The sequence below is a fragment of the Pseudomonas sp. gcc21 genome (assembly GCF_012844345.1).
Lineage (GTDB): Bacteria > Pseudomonadota > Gammaproteobacteria > Pseudomonadales > Pseudomonadaceae > Halopseudomonas.
The window spans coordinates 2,257,282-2,274,346 of record NZ_CP051625.1 but is presented as its reverse complement, the minus strand read 5'-3'; the positions used below and the strand labels follow the sequence as shown (position 1 = coordinate 2,274,346).

19 protein-coding genes and 1 other RNA gene are annotated in these 17,065 nt (G+C 59.4%); 13 read left to right on the top strand and 7 right to left on the bottom strand.

All coding sequences use genetic code 11. The features are described from left to right. The first annotated feature begins 22 nt into the window (after window positions 1-22). The 3 genes from HG264_RS10500 (at window position 23) to HG264_RS10490 (ending at window position 3,124) form a co-directional block, all read left to right on the top strand. Window positions 23-1,417, top strand: a complete 1,395-nt coding sequence (locus tag HG264_RS10500) for an FAD-binding oxidoreductase (protein ID WP_169407600.1) — start codon at window positions 23-25, stop codon at window positions 1,415-1,417. Between the two features lie 53 nt (window positions 1,418-1,470). Then, on the top strand, window positions 1,471-2,145 hold the full coding sequence (locus HG264_RS10495; protein WP_169407599.1) for a fumarylacetoacetate hydrolase family protein: 675 nt from the start codon (window positions 1,471-1,473) through the stop codon (window positions 2,143-2,145). A 91-nt stretch (window positions 2,146-2,236) separates the two neighbouring features. Continuing rightward, the gene (locus HG264_RS10490; protein ID WP_169407598.1) at window positions 2,237-3,124 is read left to right on the top strand and encodes an SdiA-regulated domain-containing protein; all 888 of its coding nucleotides are present in this window, start codon (window positions 2,237-2,239) and stop codon (window positions 3,122-3,124) included. Between the two features lie 21 nt (window positions 3,125-3,145). Here the strand turns inward: HG264_RS10490 and rpiA are convergent, their stop codons facing one another. Then, window positions 3,146-3,820, bottom strand: a complete 675-nt coding sequence (gene rpiA / locus HG264_RS10485; RefSeq protein ID WP_169407597.1) for a ribose-5-phosphate isomerase RpiA — start codon at window positions 3,818-3,820, stop codon at window positions 3,146-3,148. 179 nt (window positions 3,821-3,999) lie between these two features. Between rpiA and ilvA the strand changes: the two genes are divergently transcribed. After that, the gene (gene ilvA / locus HG264_RS10480; RefSeq protein WP_169407596.1) at window positions 4,000-5,511 is read left to right on the top strand and encodes a threonine ammonia-lyase, biosynthetic; all 1,512 of its coding nucleotides are present in this window, start codon (window positions 4,000-4,002) and stop codon (window positions 5,509-5,511) included. A 200-nt stretch (window positions 5,512-5,711) separates the two neighbouring features. Here ilvA and HG264_RS10475 read toward each other — a convergent pair whose 3' ends face one another. Further along, window positions 5,712-6,170 carry an EVE domain-containing protein gene (locus tag HG264_RS10475; protein ID WP_169407595.1) on the bottom strand — a complete coding sequence of 153 codons (459 nt, stop codon included), beginning with the start codon at window positions 6,168-6,170 and terminating at the stop codon, window positions 5,712-5,714. 131 nt (window positions 6,171-6,301) lie between these two features. Here HG264_RS10475 and HG264_RS18615 point away from each other — a divergent pair, with 131 nt between their 5' ends. After that, complete coding sequence (locus HG264_RS18615; protein ID WP_256663658.1) at window positions 6,302-6,430, top strand: hypothetical protein; 129 nt, start codon at window positions 6,302-6,304, stop codon at window positions 6,428-6,430. Here HG264_RS18615 and HG264_RS10470 read toward each other — a convergent pair. From HG264_RS10470 to HG264_RS10455, 4 genes are all read right to left on the bottom strand, one after another. Further along, window positions 6,411-7,019 (bottom strand): 5-formyltetrahydrofolate cyclo-ligase, encoded by a 609-nt coding sequence (locus HG264_RS10470; RefSeq protein WP_169407594.1) that lies wholly within the window; start codon window positions 7,017-7,019, stop codon window positions 6,411-6,413. The genes HG264_RS18615 and HG264_RS10470 overlap by 20 nt on opposite strands. Window positions 7,020-7,023: 4 nt before the next feature. Then, window positions 7,024-7,202: non-coding RNA, 6S RNA (ssrS, locus tag HG264_RS10465), on the bottom strand. Between the two features lie 42 nt (window positions 7,203-7,244). After that, window positions 7,245-7,547 carry a cell division protein ZapA gene (locus HG264_RS10460; protein ID WP_150300313.1) on the bottom strand — a complete coding sequence of 101 codons (303 nt, stop codon included), beginning with the start codon at window positions 7,545-7,547 and terminating at the stop codon, window positions 7,245-7,247. Then, a complete protein-coding gene (locus tag HG264_RS10455; RefSeq protein WP_150300314.1) occupies window positions 7,544-7,753 on the bottom strand; it encodes a TIGR02449 family protein in 210 nt (69 codons plus the stop codon). The genes HG264_RS10460 and HG264_RS10455 overlap by 4 nt, the downstream gene beginning before the upstream one ends. 251 nt (window positions 7,754-8,004) lie before the next feature. Here HG264_RS10455 and HG264_RS10450 point away from each other — a divergent pair, with 251 nt between their 5' ends. The 8 genes from HG264_RS10450 (at window position 8,005) to gcvH (ending at window position 16,795) form a co-directional block, all read left to right on the top strand. Beyond that, a complete protein-coding gene (locus HG264_RS10450) occupies window positions 8,005-8,574 on the top strand; it encodes a UPF0149 family protein (RefSeq protein WP_218572977.1) in 570 nt (189 codons plus the stop codon). 11 nt (window positions 8,575-8,585) lie between these two features. Continuing rightward, window positions 8,586-9,926: a Xaa-Pro aminopeptidase gene (gene pepP, locus HG264_RS10445; protein WP_169407593.1), complete on the top strand. Its 1,341-nt coding sequence runs from the start codon at window positions 8,586-8,588 to the stop codon at window positions 9,924-9,926. Continuing rightward, window positions 9,923-11,113 (top strand): 2-octaprenyl-6-methoxyphenyl hydroxylase, encoded by a 1,191-nt coding sequence (ubiH, locus tag HG264_RS10440; protein WP_169407592.1) that lies wholly within the window; start codon window positions 9,923-9,925, stop codon window positions 11,111-11,113. Before pepP ends, ubiH begins: the two co-directional genes overlap by 4 nt. A gap of 39 nt (window positions 11,114-11,152) precedes the next feature. Continuing rightward, the gene (locus HG264_RS10435) at window positions 11,153-12,400 is read left to right on the top strand and encodes an FAD-dependent monooxygenase (protein ID WP_169407591.1); all 1,248 of its coding nucleotides are present in this window, start codon (window positions 11,153-11,155) and stop codon (window positions 12,398-12,400) included. Window positions 12,401-12,469: 69 nt separating this feature from the next. Then, window positions 12,470-13,471 (top strand): extracellular solute-binding protein, encoded by a 1,002-nt coding sequence (locus HG264_RS10430; RefSeq protein ID WP_169407590.1) that lies wholly within the window; start codon window positions 12,470-12,472, stop codon window positions 13,469-13,471. A gap of 115 nt (window positions 13,472-13,586) precedes the next feature. Further along, window positions 13,587-15,191, top strand: a complete 1,605-nt coding sequence (locus HG264_RS10425; protein WP_169409096.1) for an iron ABC transporter permease — start codon at window positions 13,587-13,589, stop codon at window positions 15,189-15,191. A 111-nt stretch (window positions 15,192-15,302) separates the two neighbouring features. Continuing rightward, window positions 15,303-16,388, top strand: a complete 1,086-nt coding sequence (gene gcvT, locus HG264_RS10420; protein ID WP_169407589.1) for a glycine cleavage system aminomethyltransferase GcvT — start codon at window positions 15,303-15,305, stop codon at window positions 16,386-16,388. Between the two features lie 26 nt (window positions 16,389-16,414). Next, a complete protein-coding gene (gene gcvH / locus HG264_RS10415) occupies window positions 16,415-16,795 on the top strand; it encodes a glycine cleavage system protein GcvH (protein ID WP_169407588.1) in 381 nt (126 codons plus the stop codon). A gap of 81 nt (window positions 16,796-16,876) precedes the next feature. Here gcvH and HG264_RS18610 read toward each other — a convergent pair whose 3' ends face one another. Next, a complete protein-coding gene (locus tag HG264_RS18610; RefSeq protein ID WP_256663657.1) occupies window positions 16,877-17,002 on the bottom strand; it encodes a hypothetical protein in 126 nt (41 codons plus the stop codon). Between the last annotated feature and the right edge of the window lie 63 nt (window positions 17,003-17,065).

Below are 17,065 nucleotides of genomic sequence, written 5' to 3'. Positions count from 1 at the left end.
TGAATTTCGTTTGAGAGCAGCCATGACCCCTGAAGCCGTGATCGAAACCCTGAAGACCCTGGTCGAGCCTGACAAGGTGCGCGTTGATGCCGAATCCCTGAATAACTGGGGCAAGGACTGGACCAAGCATTTCGAGCCAGCGCCGCTGGCGATTGTGTTTCCCAGAACGATCGACCAGGTGCAGGCGCTGGTGCGTTTTGCCAATGAGCAGAAGCTGGCGCTGGTGCCATCGGGTGGCCGCACCGGGCTGTCTGCGGCTGCGGTAGCGGCCAACGGCGAGATCGTGGTGTCCTTCGATTACATGAGCCAGATCCTCGAATTCAACGAGTTCGATCGGTCTGTGGTGTGCCAGCCGGGCGTGGTTACCGCGCAGCTTCAGCAGTTCGCTGAAGGCAAGGGCCTGTATTATCCGGTTGATTTCGCCTCGGCCGGATCAAGCCAGATCGGCGGCAACATCGGCACCAATGCCGGCGGTATCAAGGTGATCCGCTACGGCATGACGCGCAACTGGGTGGCCGGCCTCAAGGTCGTGACCGGTACCGGCGAGCTGTTGGAACTGAACAAGGACTTGATCAAGAACGCCACGGGTTACGACCTGCGGCAGTTGTTTATCGGGGCCGAAGGCACGCTGGGCTTCGTGGTCGAGGCGACCATGCGCCTGGAGCGCGCGCCGCGCAATCTGACGGCAATGGTGCTGGGTACGCCGGATTTCGATTCGATCATGCCGGTTCTGCATGCCTTTCAGGGCAAACTGGATCTGACCGCGTTCGAGTTTTTCTCCGACAAGGCCATGGCCAAGGTGCTGGGGCGCGGTGATGTGCCGGCGCCCTTTGATACTGAATGCCCTTTTTACGCCCTGCTTGAGTTCGAGGCGATCAGCGAAGACATTGCCACCCAGGCGTTGGAAACCTTCGAGCATTGCGTTGAGCAGGGCTGGGTGCTGGATGGCGTGATGAGCCAGAGCGAGCAGCAGCTGCAGAATCTGTGGAAACTGCGCGAGTTCATTTCCGAAACCATCGCCCACTGGACGCCGTACAAGAATGATATCTCGGTCACTGTTGGGCAAGTGCCTGCCTTTTTGCATGACATCGACAGCATTGTTGGCGAGCACTACCCTGACTTCGAGATCGTCTGGTTCGGTCACATCGGTGACGGCAACCTGCATCTGAACATTCTCAAGCCAGAAGAGTTGTCCAAGGATGAATTTTTCGCTCGCTGCGCTACAGTCAATAAATGGGTTTTCGAGATCGTGCAGAAGTACAACGGCTCGATCTCAGCCGAGCACGGTGTTGGCATGACCAAGCGCGATTATCTGACCTACAGTCGCAGTGAGGCAGAGATTGCGGTGATGAAATCGATCAAGGCGGTATTCGATCCTAACGGCATCATGAATCCAGGCAAGATATTTGCCGTCTGATCCGTCCCGTTTACGGCCTGCCAGCTGCAGGCCGGTATTTTCAGGAATTTCCAATGTCCTATCAGCACTGCTATCTCGACGGAACGCCACTTGACCTGCCGGTAGGCAAGGTGGTGTGCGTCGGTCGCAACTATGCCGAACACGCCCGTGAGCTGAACAACCCGGTCCCGACCGAGCCCCTGCTCTTCATCAAGCCGGCTACTGCCATCGTGCCGTTGGCTAACGATGTCGTTCTTTCTCCGCGGCGTGGGCCAGTCCATTACGAGACCGAAATAGCGCTACTGATCGGCGAAACCCTTAGCGGCGAGGTGACCGAAAGCCAGGCTGAAGCGGCCATCTGCGGCATAGGCCTGGCGCTGGATCTGACTCTGCGCGAGCTGCAGGACCAGCTCAAGGCCAAGTCCCATCCCTGGGAGCGCGCCAAGGCGTTTGACGGGGCCTGTCCGTTGTCCGGCTTCGTTGCTCCTGCGAAGCTGATCCTGACTGACATTCCGCTACAGTTGAAAATCAACGGAGACGTACGGCAGCAGGGCAGCAGCGCCGAGATGATCACCCCGATAGTCACTTTGTTGCGGCAGATCGCCGATGTCTTCACCCTGCAACCCGGCGACGTGGTTATCACGGGCACTCCGGCGGGCGTCGGCGTTCTCAAGCCGGGCGATCGACTGGAGCTGTCGATTCCGGGCGTGCTTGAGCAATCGACTCAGGTAGTCGATTCCCACGACTGAAGCTTTCGGGTCCCGCGTTGCCCGCCTGGCGGATGTCACGCCCTTGTCATCTGTTAATGGTTGTATGGCCGTTTTCCCTGGAGGCTTCGCATTGAAGCGCTTTCTCATCGTCCTGGTTCTGGCAGTTGTCGCTGCGCTTGTCTATTTCCGAATCAACGAACTCGATGTGCTTCTCTGGCAGTCCTGGAAACTCAACCGCCAGCCATTGCCCGAGCGTGCACTGGACCTCGGCCGTTATCGCGTCGATATTGAAGCGGTACCCATTCCCGAGCTGGAAGATGATCTGTCAGCCCTGACCTATAACCACGAAAGCGGCACGCTGTTCGGCGTGCTCAACGGCAGGCCATGGCTGGTTGAGATCAGCCTTGAAGGCGAACTGCTGCGCCAGGTGATAGTGCACGGTGTTGATGACATGGAAGGGTTGGCGCATATCAGTGGCAATCGATTCGTGCTTGCCGAAGAGCGTGAGCACAGATTGATCATCGTCGACCTTCCACCTGATGCCACTGAAATCAATGTCGAAGGCATGCGCAGTCTGACTATCGGCCTGGATCAGGATGGCAATGTGGGTTTCGAGGGTCTGACATGGGACCATATCAAGGGTGAGCTGCTGGTGGTGAAGGAGCGTGACCCGTTGCGCTTGTTGACCGTTCAGGGGTTCGTTGATGCGCTGGAGTCGGGCAGTGTTTCCATTACCGAAATCAAGCGCTCGGATTCTGATCAATTATTCATGGCAGACCTCTCCGCCCTTAGCCTGGATGAAGACAGCGGTCATTTGTTGCTGTTGAGTGACGAGTCGCATATGGCGGTGGAGTACGATCGGGACCGTCAGGCCGTCAGCGTATTGGGCCTGTGGTGGGGTATGAGCGGGCTAAGCGCCACGGTGCCGCAGGCAGAGGGTATTGCTATAGATGCGCAGAAGCGCATCTATATTGTCAGCGAGCCGAATCTTTTCTACCGCTTCGTCCGGGAAGACTGACGGGGCAGGGCTGCGGGGTTGTCAGTCTTTCGTCAGCGTTCTGACGCCTTCGCGGGTGCCCAGCAACAGGACATCGGCAGGGCGCGCGGCAAACAGGCCATTGCACACCACCCCCACGATCGCGTTGAGCTTTTCCTCGAGTCCCCGGGGGTCGACGATCTGCATGTTATGCACGTCGAGTATGACGTTGCCGTTATCGGTGGTTACGCCTTCACGGTAAACCGGATCACCGCCCAGTCTGACGATTTCCCGCGCAACGTGGCTCCGCGCCATGGGGATGACCTCCACAGGTAACGGAAATTCGCCCAGCGTGCTAACCAGCTTGCTTTCGTCGGCAATGCAGACAAAGGTGCGGGCGACGGCGGCAACAATTTTTTCGCGGGTCAATGCTGCGCCGCCGCCTTTGATCAGCTCGAGATGTTTGTTGGCTTCGTCAGCGCCGTCCACGTAGTAATCCAGATTGGCCACATGGTTCAGGTCGTATACCTCGATGCCGTGGCTTTTAAGGCGCTCGGCAGTTGCTTCCGAGCTTGCGACGGCCCCGTCGAAGTAGCTTTTGTGTTTGGCCAGGGCGTCAATGAAATAGTTTGCGGTGGAGCCGGTGCCGACACCGATGACGCTCTTGTCTTCCAGGTTGGGCCTCAGCAAATCCACCGCTGCCTGGGCGACCGCCTGTTTGAGTTCGTCCTGCGTCATACCCTGTTCTCCGAAATCAGCGAATAGGCTGCCGATTATACGGACTCCTGATTGTCGTGGTGTAGCTCCCAGGGCTTCTTTCGCTCTTATCGGGCACGCCGGCTGCACGCCGCTTGCGACCAGCCCTTGTCAGCCCCTAAACTGCCCGATTCCATTTCAACCCTACAAGCTGAAGGTCAATGCTGGAATCCTACGTCAAGAAGATCCTCTGCTCGCGCGTCTACGATGTGGCCGTCGAGACACCTATTCATGCCGCGCCTTTTCTCTCCGAGCGGCTGGGCAACACAGTGTTGCTCAAGCGCGAGGATTTACAGCCGGTTTTTTCCTTCAAGATTCGTGGCGCCTACAACAAGCTTGCACAGCTGACCGATGAACAGCGCGCCTGCGGCGTAGTGACCGCGTCGGCGGGTAATCATGCGCAGGGCCTGGCCCTGGCGGCGCGTCAAATGGGCGTAAAAGCGACCATTGTGATGCCGCGTACTACCCCTGAAATCAAGGTAAAAGCCGTGCGTGCCCGCGGCGCGCGAGTCGTGCTGCACGGGGATGCCTTCGATGAAGCGCTGGCGTATTCGCAGAAGCTGGTCGCTGAAAAGGGGCTGGTGTACATCCATCCGTACGACGATCCTGACACCATTGCCGGCCAGGGCACTGTTGCGATGGAAATCCTGCGTCAGCACCACGGTGATCTGGACGCCATCTTCGTTCCGGTGGGGGGTGGCGGGTTGATCGCCGGCATCGCCGCCTATGTGAAATACCTGCGTCCGGACATCAAGGTGATTGGTGTTGAGCCTGATGAGTCGAATTGCCTGCAAGCCGCGCTTGAGGCGGGCGAGCGGGTGACGCTGAGTCAGGTTGGGCTGTTTGCAGACGGTGTGGCGGTCGCACAGATTGGTGAACACACCTTCGAAGTGTGCCGGCGCTATGTTGACGAGGTCATCACGGTTTCGACCGACGAGATGTGTGCGGCGATAAAGGATATCTACGACGACACACGTTCGATCTGCGAGCCCGCTGGGTGCCTGGGCGTTGCGGGTATCAAGAAGTACGTCGAGCGCGAAGGCTGCACGGGCAAGGTGATGATCGCCATCGATTCCGGTGCCAACGTCAACTTCGACAGGTTACGTCACGTCGCTGAGCGCGCTGAGATCGGTGAGAAGCGGGAAGCGCTGCTGGCGGTGACCATTCCAGAGAAGCCGGGCAGCTTCAAGGCGTTCTGTCAGGCGATCGGCAAGCGCGCTATCACCGAGTTCAATTACCGTTTCCATACGAATGCCGAGGCGCATATCTTCGTCGGTGTGCAGACGCATCCGGAGCATGACCCGCGCGATGCTCTGGTTGCGCGTCTGCAGGAAGACTTTCCCGTACTGGATCTGACTGATAATGAGCTGGCCAAGCTGCATATCCGTCATATGGTCGGCGGGCATGCGGACAAGGTTACCGATGAGGTAGTGTACCGATTCGAATTTCCGGAGCGTCCGGGCGCCTTGTTCAACTTTCTCAACAAGCTGGGCGGCCGCTGGAATATCTCGATGTTCCACTACCGCAACCATGGCGCTGCCTATGGACGCGTGGTGGTAGGCCTGCAGGTGCCGGTGGCTGATCGAGGCAAGGTGCCCGAGGCGCTGGATTCCATCGGCTACGCCTATTGGGACGAAACCGACAATCCGGCGTACAGCTTGTATCTGGGTTGAGGTGCCAGGGCACGGCGTAGCGCAGGTGCGCTACACCCCCAGGCCGCACTGCGCGCTGCCGGGGTTTCCTGGGGTTGGCGTGCGCCTGCGCGCCGACGGGTTTGGTGTTGCTACAGACTTTGGCGTAGCGCAGGCGCACTACACCCCCAGGCGGCACCGCGCGCCGACACGGCGATTCTTCTTGGGTTGAGCAGCGCGATTTAACCTGCCCTGGCCGCGTCTACCAATATCTCCCACTGCTCAGCCGTAACCGGCATCACAGACAGACGGCTTGCGCGTTGCAGTAGAGGTAGTCCTTCAAGTCCGGCTAAAGTCTTGATTTTTTCCAGGCTCAATAACTGCGTAAAGCCTTCCCGGTAACGCACGTCGACGGCCTTCCAAGGCAGTTTCTCCTCGGTAGCTTTGGGGTCGTGGTACGGGTTGCTGGGATCGAGTGCTGCGCGGTCCGGGTAGGGCTCGCTAACGACCTCGCCGATACCTGCCAGACCAGGCGGCTTGCAGCTTGAGTGGTAAAACAGGAACAGGTCGCCGGGCTGCATCTGTGCAATGTGATTGCGCGCCTGGTAGTTGCGCACGCCGTCCCAGGGTGCACGGTCCGCATTTCTCAGGTCGTCGATGGAGAAAGCGTCCGGCTCCGACTTCATCAGCCAATAGTGCATATTTTTTGACGCCAATTTGACATTAGTAAAAAAACACCTTAAATAAGCTGCTGCGCGCGAGTGTGAACGCCTCGCCGCAGGTGCGCGTACAGGTTCGGCGCGTCAGGGATAACAACAACAAGGAGAGTGGTATGCGTCGCAAGCCCGATTGGCTCTGGATCATTGTCATCGTGTTCGGTCTGGGCGTGGTTACAACGGGCTACACGCAGGGCTTCGTTGAGCATACATCCAGGCATGAAGTCATTCGGATGACGCCCTGAACAGCAGAACCTCCTGGTCGCTGACGATACCATCGAGCGGGATATCCCACGAAGCGATCGGCAGCGCTTCCACCTTCTGGCAGTGGTGAGCCAGCCCGAGTAAGCGCGGGCCGGACCATTCAGGGCGCCACGTCCGGTAGGCGAACGTGCGGTCATAGAAACCTCCGCCCATTCCCAGTCTGTTGCCCTGCTCGTCGAATCCCACCAATGGCATCAATACCAGGTCCAGACGCCATGGGCGGGCCTGCAGCCCGCGCTTCACTATCGGTTCGTGGATGCCGAAGCGATTCTTGACCCAGCGCTGGCGCTTCACAATTCTCTGGAAATGCATCCGATCCATTGGCCAGCCAGTGATAACGGGCAGGTAGCATTGTTTGCCGAGGCGTCGGGCATGGGCCATCAGCAGAGCAGGATCGATTTCCCCGTCGTTGGCCAGATAGAAGGCGATGTGCTGGCTGCGAATGAACAGCGGATGTTGAGCAAGCTGGCGGAACAGTTGTTGGCTGGCTTTGCGTTGCTGTGCGGGGGAGAGTTTGCGGCGGGTCTGACGCAAACGGCGACGCAGCGCGCTGCGTGATTCACCGTTCATGGATTGGGTCCCCAGAATGCCGCTGCCGGGTTAGCCCTTGAACCCGACAGTTCAAGGTGGTGGACACGGCGCTGTCGAAGGCTTTCCGTCATGCGGACATGCACACTGACAGCAACGCGTGGCCTCCTTTTACAGGAGTATCGGCTCAGGGACATCTCCGGCTGGCAAACACCCCAGGGATGTCTCGGACTATACACAAGTAACTCCGGAATTTCATACCGTTGATCAGTTCTGGTGGCGGGCGAGGGCCTGATCCAGACGGGCAACGAGGTCAGTAATCTGGCGCTGCTGATCTTCAAATGCGGCGTTCTTGTGGGTCGTACCGGTGAGCATTTCATGGCTGATGTTCAGGGCAGCCATGACCGCAATCCGGTCGACGCCGATGACCTTGCCGCTGTTGCGGATATCGCGCATTTTGGTGTCCAGGTGGCGGGCGGCCAGTTCCAGATTGTTGCGCTCTTCAGGCGGGCAACTTATGCGGTATTCCTTGTCTAGGATGTGCAAAATGACCGTTAGGGGTTCGCTCATGAATCATGCTCCAGGGATTTGAGACGCAATATCATGGCTTCGACCTTGTGACGCGCCAGATCGTTCTTTTCGATCAGCTGCATCCGTTCCTCGCGCCAGTTGCGCTCCTGTGAAAGCAGGTGCTGGTTTTGCTGCTGGAGCCGTTCGCAGACCGCGATCAACTGTGCAACCTTGTCTGTCAGGGTATCGATATCGGGTTCGTCCATTTGCGCCATTCTGCCATCCCGGTTTCGCCAACTATAGAAGGGGCCCGCAGGCGGGTCAAACTGACCGCCGTCGCGATATCAGGGTGCGCGAAAAGCCGTTCGCTGCTGCGCTGCGGCCGCTACTACGTCACCAGACTGGACCCTTTACCTCTTGCGCAGTAGATTACCCTAAGTCAGGTCGGCAGATGACTAATATCCGCTGCCGCTGTGCAAATCTTCCAGTCTTCTGTTTCCCGCGAGGCCCCTTCCTTATGGCTTTGATGCCAGACGTATTCGATTACGACCGCTATGCCCAGTTATTCAGTGACCACGGTGCTGCCGGTAACCCCTCCGAGTTGCATGGCCACCTGATCGGTCGCCTCTCTGCCGGCAGCCGGCTCGATCATGGCGCCTGGCTGAGTGTCGCCACAGAGGTCATTGACGGGACCTCCGCGCCGGGGGAGGCGGGCAAAGTCCTGTTGCTGCAGCTGCATGACGCCAGTCTGGCTCAGCTGTCTGGCAGTGGCTTTGACCTGACCTTGCTGATTCCCGACGACAGCGCGACCATTGATCACCGCACCCGGGCGCTTGGCCAGTGGTGCGAGGGCTTTCTGGGCGGTTTTGGTCTGGTTGAACGCACTCAGGAGCTGAGCGAGGAAGTGGACAGCGTTCTAAAGGACTTCGCGGCTATTGCGCAGGTGCAGACCGACCTTGAAGAGTCCGAAGCCAACGAAGTGGATTTCATGGAAGTCATGGAATACGTGCGCATGGCGGTACTGATGGTCTTCAGTGAATGCCAGCCCGAAGAGCCCCAGGATCAGCCGCCCGCATCCCTGCATTGATAGAGGTACCTATGCGAATCAGCAAATCGGAATATGCCCGCCGCCGCAAGGCATTGATGGAACAGATGGAGCCGAACAGCATTGCCGTGCTGCCGGCAGCCCAGGTGTATATCCGTAACCGTGACGTCGAGCATAACTACCGGCAGGACAGCGATTTTCAGTATCTCACCGGCTTTCCTGAGCCGGAGGCGGTAGCAGTACTCATTCCGGGCCGCGAGCATGGCGAGTATGTGCTGTTCTGCCGGGAGAAGGACAAGGAACGCGAGCTATGGGATGGCTACCGTGCCGGTCAGGAAGACGCGATCAGCGAATATGGCGCTGATGATGCGTTCCCGATCAGCGACGTCGACGACATTCTGCCGGGGCTGATTGAAGGGCGTGAGCGTGTCTATTACGCCATGGGCGCCAATCAGGAATTCGACCTGAGGCTGACCAACTGGATCAAGACCATTCGCAGCAAGGCCCGCCTGGGCGCCCAGCCGCCGAATGAATTCGTCGCGCTTGATCACCTGCTGCACGACATGCGCCTGTACAAGAGCGCGGCCGAGATCAAGGTCATGCAGGCCGCGGCAGATATTTCCGCCCAGGCCCATACGCGTGCCATGCAGAGCTGCGAACCGGGCCAGTATGAATACCAGCTTGAGGCGGAGCTGCAGCATTGTTTCATGCGCAACGGCAGTCGTTCGCCGGCGTATGCGTCAATTGTGGCGGCGGGGCGTAACGCTTGCATTCTGCATTACACCGAAAATACCAGCCAGATCCGCGACGGCGATCTGGTGCTTATCGATGCAGGCTGCGAGCTGGACTGTTACGCCAGCGATATTACCCGCACGTTTCCCGCCAACGGGCGGTTCTCCCCGGAGCAGCGCGCTGTCTACGACATCGTGCTGGCCGCGCAGGCCGCTGCGATTGAAGTGATAGCGCCCGGCAGGCACTGGAACGAGTCGCACGAAGCGACGGTTCGGGTAATCACCGAGGGCTTGCGTGATCTGGGTCTGCTGCAGGGCGAGGTGGATGAACTGATTACCAGCGAAGCCTACCGTCCGTTCTATATGCACCGCGCCGGCCATTGGTTGGGCATGGATGTGCATGACGTCGGCGACTATCGTATCGGCGGTGAGTGGCGCGTTCTTGAACCCGGTATGGTCATGACCGTCGAGCCAGGCATCTATATCGCGCCGGACAACACCAACGTGCCGAAGAAGTGGCGCGGTATAGGTGTGCGGATTGAGGACGATGTCGTGGTCACGCGGGCGGGCTGCGATGTGCTTTCAGCCAGCGTGCCGAAGGATGCCGATGCAATCGAGGCGTTGATGGCCGAGGCGCGTGAAACCAGCGGAGCCGCTGCGTGAGCAAGACCATCAGTATCGTCGGTGGCGGAATGGTCGGTGCCAGCCTGGCGCTGGCACTGCAGGACTGCGCGCGCAAGGCGGGCTGGACGATACGCCTGATCGAGGCGCACCCGCCGAACCGTGAAGGCTTCACTCAACCCAGTTACGACGCCCGCTCTACTGCGCTGTCACAGGGCAGCCGGAAGATTTACGAACGCCTGGGTATCTGGTCGACGCTGGCGCAGCGCGTCGAACCGATCCGCCAGATTCATGTATCGGATCGTGGCAATCCCGGGTCCGCGCGTATCAATGCAGCGCAGGAGCGGGTGCCTGCGCTGGGGTACGTGGTCGAAAACGCCTGGCTGGGCGAGGTACTGATCGGCGCACTGGATCACGATGTGGTGGAGTGGATCGCTCCGGGTCGGGTTGTTCGGGCCATTCCCGCACCCGACGGTTACGGCATCGAAGTGGACTCTCCGACCGGCGAACAGACTCTGCACACTGATTTGCTGGTGATCGCTGATGGCGGGCGTTCGAGTCTGCTTTCGCAGCTTGGAGTGCACCGTGAGGTTTCGCCGTACGGTCAGGTCGCGCTGGTCACCAACGTTACCAGTGCCGAAGGGCATGACGGAGTGGCCTACGAGCGCTTCACCGATTCCGGCCCGCTTGCGCTGTTGCCCATGTCTGAAAGCCGAAGCGCACTGGTATGGACGCTGCCGGAGGATCAGTCGGCCGAGGTTGCATCGTTGCCCGACGACGCCTTTCTGCAGCGTCTGCAGCTCGCTTTCGGTTATCACATGGGCGCACTGGTGAAGGTGGGCGAGCGCAACTGTTATCCGCTCAGTCTGATTGAAGCGGAAGAGCAGGTGCGATCGCATCTGGTGATCCTGGGCAACGCCGCGCACAGCCTGCATCCGATTGCCGGCCAGGGTTTCAATCTGTCGCTGCGCGATACGCTGGCTTTGGCCAACACGTTGATCCGCGCCCAGCAAGAGCGGAAGTCACCGGGCGAGCTTTCCGTGTTGATGCGCTATCTCGAGCGTCAGCGCAGCGATCAGTTGATGACAGTGGCTTTCAGTGACCGCCTGACGCGGCTATTCAGCAACAGGCAGCCGCTACTCGCCGCCGGGCGTAATCTGGGCCTGCTCGGGCTGGATATTCTGCCGCCCGCCAAGCGCCTGTTTGCTCGCCAGGCAATGGGGCTTTGATTCAGCCCGTGATTTCAGCTTTACCACCGGGAGGCGCACATGGCGCAGTTTGATCTGATTATCGTGGGTGCCGGCATGGTTGGCGCCACGCTTGCACGCGCCGTGGCCGACACAGAGCTGAAGGTGGCCCTGGTCGACGCGATGCTGCTTGATGCGCCGGTTCCCTTCCAGCTCACTGCCTCCGGGTACGATCCGCGAGTGAGCGCGCTGAGTGCGGCGTCCGAGCATATCCTTACCAATCTGGGCGTGTGGCAGCGAATACCCGCGTCGGCACGCTGCGCCTATCAGCATATGCATGTGTGGGACGCAGAGGGCACCGGCGAGGTCGGTTTTGATGCGGCGTCGCTTAGTGAGGTGCGGCTCGGCCATATCGTCGAGAACTATCGTATCCAGCAGGCGTTACTCGACAGTCTCGCTGAAACCGAGGTGGCCCTGTACGGCGGTCAGCGCGTGGACGGCCTGGTTCAGGAAGATGACGGCTGGCGCCTGATGCTAGCCAGCGGCGAGCGGCTGTCAGCGTCGTTAGTTGTAGCGGCCGACGGCGCGCGGTCCCAGGTGCGTGAGCTGTATGGATTTGACATGCGCGAATGGGATTATCTGCATGACGCCATCGTGACCACGGTGTGCACCGAAAAACCCCACGATGATACAGCCTGGCAGCGTTTTCTGCCGAGCGGGCCGCTGGCGTTGCTGCCCCTCCCGGATCGTGATGGCGAACACTATTGCTCGATAGTCTGGTCGCTCAAGCCGGCGTTGGCCGCCGACATGATGGGGCTGGATGATGAGGCTTTCAGGCGCGAGCTGGGGGATGCTTTCGAAGGGCGGCTTGGCGAGATTCTGGCGGTTGATCCCAGACGCCGGATTCCCCTGCGCCAGCGTCACGCCAAACGCTATGCCGTTACCGGGCTGGTGCTGATTGGTGACGCGGCACACAGTATTCATCCGCTGGCGGGGCAGGGCGTCAATCTGGGCCTGCTGGACGCCGCCGAGCTCTTTGATGTACTGGTTGCCGCGCTGGAAAGAGGCGAGGACATCGCTTCGCTGCAGGTATTGCAGCGCTACGAACGCAGGCGCATGGGGGCCAATCTCGCCATGATGGCCGCGATGGAAGGCTTCGAGCGTCTGTTTGATGCGGATGCCTTGCCATTGCGCTGGATCCGCAACACCGGGATGCGGCTGCTTGATGGGCAGGAGCTGATCAAGGGTGGGATCATCCGGCGCGCCATGGGATTGAGCGGCGAATTGCCCGCTTTGGCGCAGGATCCACAGTTGCGCGAACAGCGTTGAGTTGTTTATTGCGGCCGTTAACGGAAATCATTATCATCTAGCCTCTGATTCCTAACGAGAGGCTCTCTCATGTCTGCCAAAGGTTCCATTGTTGCCGCAAGTCTCGCGCTGACCGCTTTCACCGGCCTGGCTCAAGCCAAGGAGCTGGTTGTCTACTCCTCCCGCCAAGAGCATTTGATTGAGCCGGCATTCGAGCTGTACACCAAGAACACGGGTGTCGACATCAAGTTCATCACCGATCGCGAAGGCCCGTTGATGGCGCGTTTGCGCGCGGAAGGTGCGAACACGCCGGCAGACATTTTCATGACCGTGGACGCGGGTAATCTGTGGCAGGCCGAGCAGCAAGGTCTGTTTCAGCCGATGGAATCCGAGCTGATCGAAAAGAATATCCCTTCACAATACCGCGCCGAAAGCGGGCAGTGGACGGGTCTTTCGCTGCGCGCCCGTACCATCGCCTATTCAACTGAACGGGTTGATCCGAAGGAGCTGAGCACCTACGAGGCGCTGGCGGATGACAGCTGGAAAGGCCGCATGTGTCTGCGCACTTCCAAGAAGGTATATAACCAGTCACTGGTTGCCACCATGCTTGAGTCGATCGGCGCTGAAAAAACCAGTGACGTCATCAAGGGGTGGGTGGCGAACCTGGCCGCTCCGGTGTTCTCCGACGATACCGCGCTGCTCAAGGCGATCGACGCGGGCCAGTGTGATGTCGGCATCGTCAACAGCTATTACTTCGGCCGCCTGAGCAAGGCAGAACCGGACGTTAAAGTCGCGCTGTTCTGGCCGAACCAGGATGACCGCGGTGTTCACGTGAACATTTCCGGCGCTGGTGTAACCAAGCACGCGGATCAGCCTGAAGAAGCGGTCAAGCTCATTGAATGGCTGACAACCGAAGAAGCGCAACGCGTATTCGTCGATATCAACATGGAGTTTCCTGCCAACGATTCGATCGAGCCGTCCAAGGAAGTAGCCGCCTGGGGTGAGTTCAAGGCGGACAACATCAATGTTGAGGTCGCGGGCCGTCGCCAGCCTGAAGCCATCATGCTGATGGATCGCCTCGGCTGGAACTGATCCGGAGAACCTGAAGCAGGTTTTTGCCGATATACTGCACGCCCGGTCAATTGACCGGGCGTTTTTGTTTCGCACATCTCCTGGAGTGGCTGTGCCCCATCGTTCGCTTACCAATATGCCCCGTTGGCGTCTGATCGCCTATGCTTCCGCCGCACTGGTCATGATGCCCTTGCTGGTTCTGGTGCTCAGCTGGCAGTCGGTTGATCCGGCAATCTGGGGCCACTTGTTGCAGACCCAGATGTTGCGTCTGATCACCAATACGCTGGTGTTGGTGCTGGGAGTCGGTATTGGCGTCGTCGTGCTGGGGGTGAGCCTCGCCTGGCTGACCAGTCTCTGTGATTTTCCCGGCAGGCGCCTGTTCGATTGGGCGCTTATGCTGCCGTTCGCCATTCCAGCTTATGTGCTGGCCTTCGTGAGCGTGGGGTTGTTCGATTTTTCAGGACCCTTCCAGAGCCTGCTGCGGGATTGGTTCGGTAATGATTTCCGCTTGTTCTTCTCCATACGTTCCACCACTGGCGTGGTGCTGGTTCTTACGCTGGTGTTTTACCCCTACGTGTACATGCTCGCGCGTGGCGCCTTTCTGGCGCAGGGCAAAGGGCTTATGGAGGCTTCGCGTATCCTCGGGCATACGCCGTGGCAAGGATTCTGGCGGGTCGCCATCCCCATGGCGCGGCCGGCGATCGGCGCGGGCGCAGCGCTGGCAATCATGGAGACCCTGGCGGATTTTGGCGCTGTGTCGGTGTTCAACTATGACACCTTCACCACGGCAATCTACAAGACCTGGTATGGCTTCTTCAGTCTGCAGTCAGCCACTCAGCTGGCGAGCCTGTTGTTGCTCTTTGTGTTCATGGCGTTGTTTCTCGAACGTCGGGCGCAGGGCAGCAGGCGCTTTCCCGGCGTCGACCGGCCAAGGCAGGGCGCGCTGTATCACCTCACGGGGTATCGAGCCTGGCTGGCGACCGGTTTTTGTCTGGTGGTGCTGGCGCTGGCATTCGTGATTCCGGTTGGCCAACTCATTTACTGGCTGGTGAATAGCGGCATTCATGATCTGAACAGCCGCTATTGGGGTGTGATTCGCAATACCTTGATGCTGGGGGCAATGGCGGCGGCGATGACCGTCACGCTGGCCACGCTGGTTGTGCTGGCCAGGCGCTTGCAACCGATACGAAGGGTGCGCAGTGCTGTCGCGTTGGCTAATCTCGGCTATGCATTGCCGGGCTCGGTATTGGCTGTCGGGATCATGTTTGCGTTCAGTTTTCTTGATAACAAGCTGGTCATTCCGGTCAGTCGTGCGCTGGGAGTGGAGAATCCATCCCAGCTGCTGCTCGGTAGCGTGTTTGCTCTACTGCTGGCCTACCTGATTCGCTTCATGGCCGTTGCGCATGGTCCGCTGGATACCTCGCTGGCGCGGATTCGTCCGTCGCTGCCGGAGGCGGCACAGAGCCTGGGGCAGACCGGTTGGGCGGTATTCTGGCGTGTCTATCTGCCGCTCCTTCTGCCTGGCGCTTTGAGTGCAGCGCTGCTGGTATTCGTTGATGTGCTCAAGGAAATGCCCGCTACGCTGCTGATGCGGCCGTTCGGCTGGGATACGCTGGCGGTACGGATCTATGGCCTCACCGCTGAAGGAGACTGGCAGCGCGCCTCGCTTCCGGCGCTTACACTTGTCCTGGCCGGCTTGTTGCCGGTGATCGTGCTGATACGTCGGTCCGGTCGTCGATAAACGGGTCTCCGCCACGCTGTTGACCGGCGGTGCCGGTCAAGGGCTGCACAGGATGCCCGATTGTGGCTACAATCGCCCCCACTGAACCACCCTTGATTTAAGGAAGACTGAATGGGCTCGCGCACTCCCCTGTATGATCAGCATGTCGCCGCCGGTGCCAAGATGGTCGACTTTGGTGGCTGGGATATGCCGTTGCACTATGGCTCCCAGATCGAAGAACACCATTACGTCCGCCGCGACGTGGGTATGTTCGATGTCTCGCACATGACCGTGGTTGATGTGACCGGGACCGAGGCCAAGGGCTACCTTCAGTATCTTCTGGCCAATGATGTCGGTCGCTTGTCGTTGGCGGGCAAGGCGCTTTATACCGCCATGCTGAACGAGCAGGGCGGCGTCATTGATGACCTGATTGTCTACCTCATGCAGGACGGCTATCGCCTGGTCGTCAACGCAGCAACACGCGAGAAAGACCTTGCCTGGATGCACAGCCAGGCCGAGGAATTTGCGGTCACTCTGAGCGAGCGTTCAGATCTGGCCATGCTTGCCGTCCAGGGCCCGCGGGCCCGTGAAGTGGCAGCCAGCGTGGTCAGCGACACCCGCGGCGCACTGATCAACGACATCAAACCCTTTCAGGGGCTGGTTGACGGCGACTGGTTTATCGCCCGCACCGGTTACACCGGCGAAGACGGCCTCGAGATCGTATTGCCCGCAGAGCAGATTGCCGAGTTATGGGACGCCCTGATAGCCGCGGGCAGCAAACCCTGCGGTCTGGGCGCGCGTGACACGCTGCGTCTGGAGGCCGGGCTCAATCTCTATGGCTCCGATATGGACGAGAGCGTGTCACCGCTGGCCGCCAACATGGCCTGGACGGTTGCCTGGGAACCTGCCGAGCGCGAGTTTATCGGCCGTGAAGCGCTGGAAGCTCAGCGCGACGCCGGCGATTTGCCAAAGCTGGTTGGTCTGGTGTTATCCGAGCGTGCCGTGTTGCGTAGCCATCAGAAGGTGATTGTGGATGGCATTGGTGAAGGTGAGATTACCAGTGGCAGCTTCTCCCCTACGCTGGGCGTGTCGATTGCTCTGGCTCGCGTGCCGCGTGCCACCGGCGAGCATGCGAAGGTCGAAATCCGTGGCAAGCAGCTTGCTGTACGGGTGATCAAGCCGGGCTTCGTACGTAACGGCAAGCCATTATTCGAATAAGTTTCACTTCTCTTGAGGACAGTCCGATGAGCAATATCCCTGCCGAACTGCGTTACGCTGCAAGCCACGAATGGTCCCGCCTGGAAGAAGACGGCACCATTACAGTCGGTATTACCGATCATGCTCAGGATCTGCTGGGTGATGTGGTCTTTGTCGAACTGCCTGAAGTTGGCCGCACGGTGACCGCTGGCGAAGAGTGCGCAGTGGTTGAATCAGTAAAGGCTGCGTCGGACATCTACGCGCCTGTCAGCGGCGAAATCATCGCTTTCAACGAAGCGCTCGGCGACACACCGGAACTGGTCAATAGCGAGCCATACGCTGGCGCCTGGTTCTTCAAGATCAAGCCGACCGATGCCAGTGAACTGGATAAATTGATGGACGCTGAGGCGTACGGCGCTTCTATCTGAAGAATGTGATGCGGCCAGACCGGTAACGGGCACCACGAGGAGGTTCCGCTTATCGGCTGGCTGCGTTGGGTAGCGCGTCCGCTAGCGGGCCTGATTGACTGGCAGGCCGCTCAGCAAGATTTCAGTCTTCAGCAGATCCAACTCGGCGACGCGCTCCAGATGCTTGAGCGATGTTACCGGTGAAAGCGCAGGCCCTCTGCTACCCATCCCGTTTCCCGTGCGTAGCCCCACCTGATGCACGACCGTTTCCTATCTTCAACAGGTAACCCC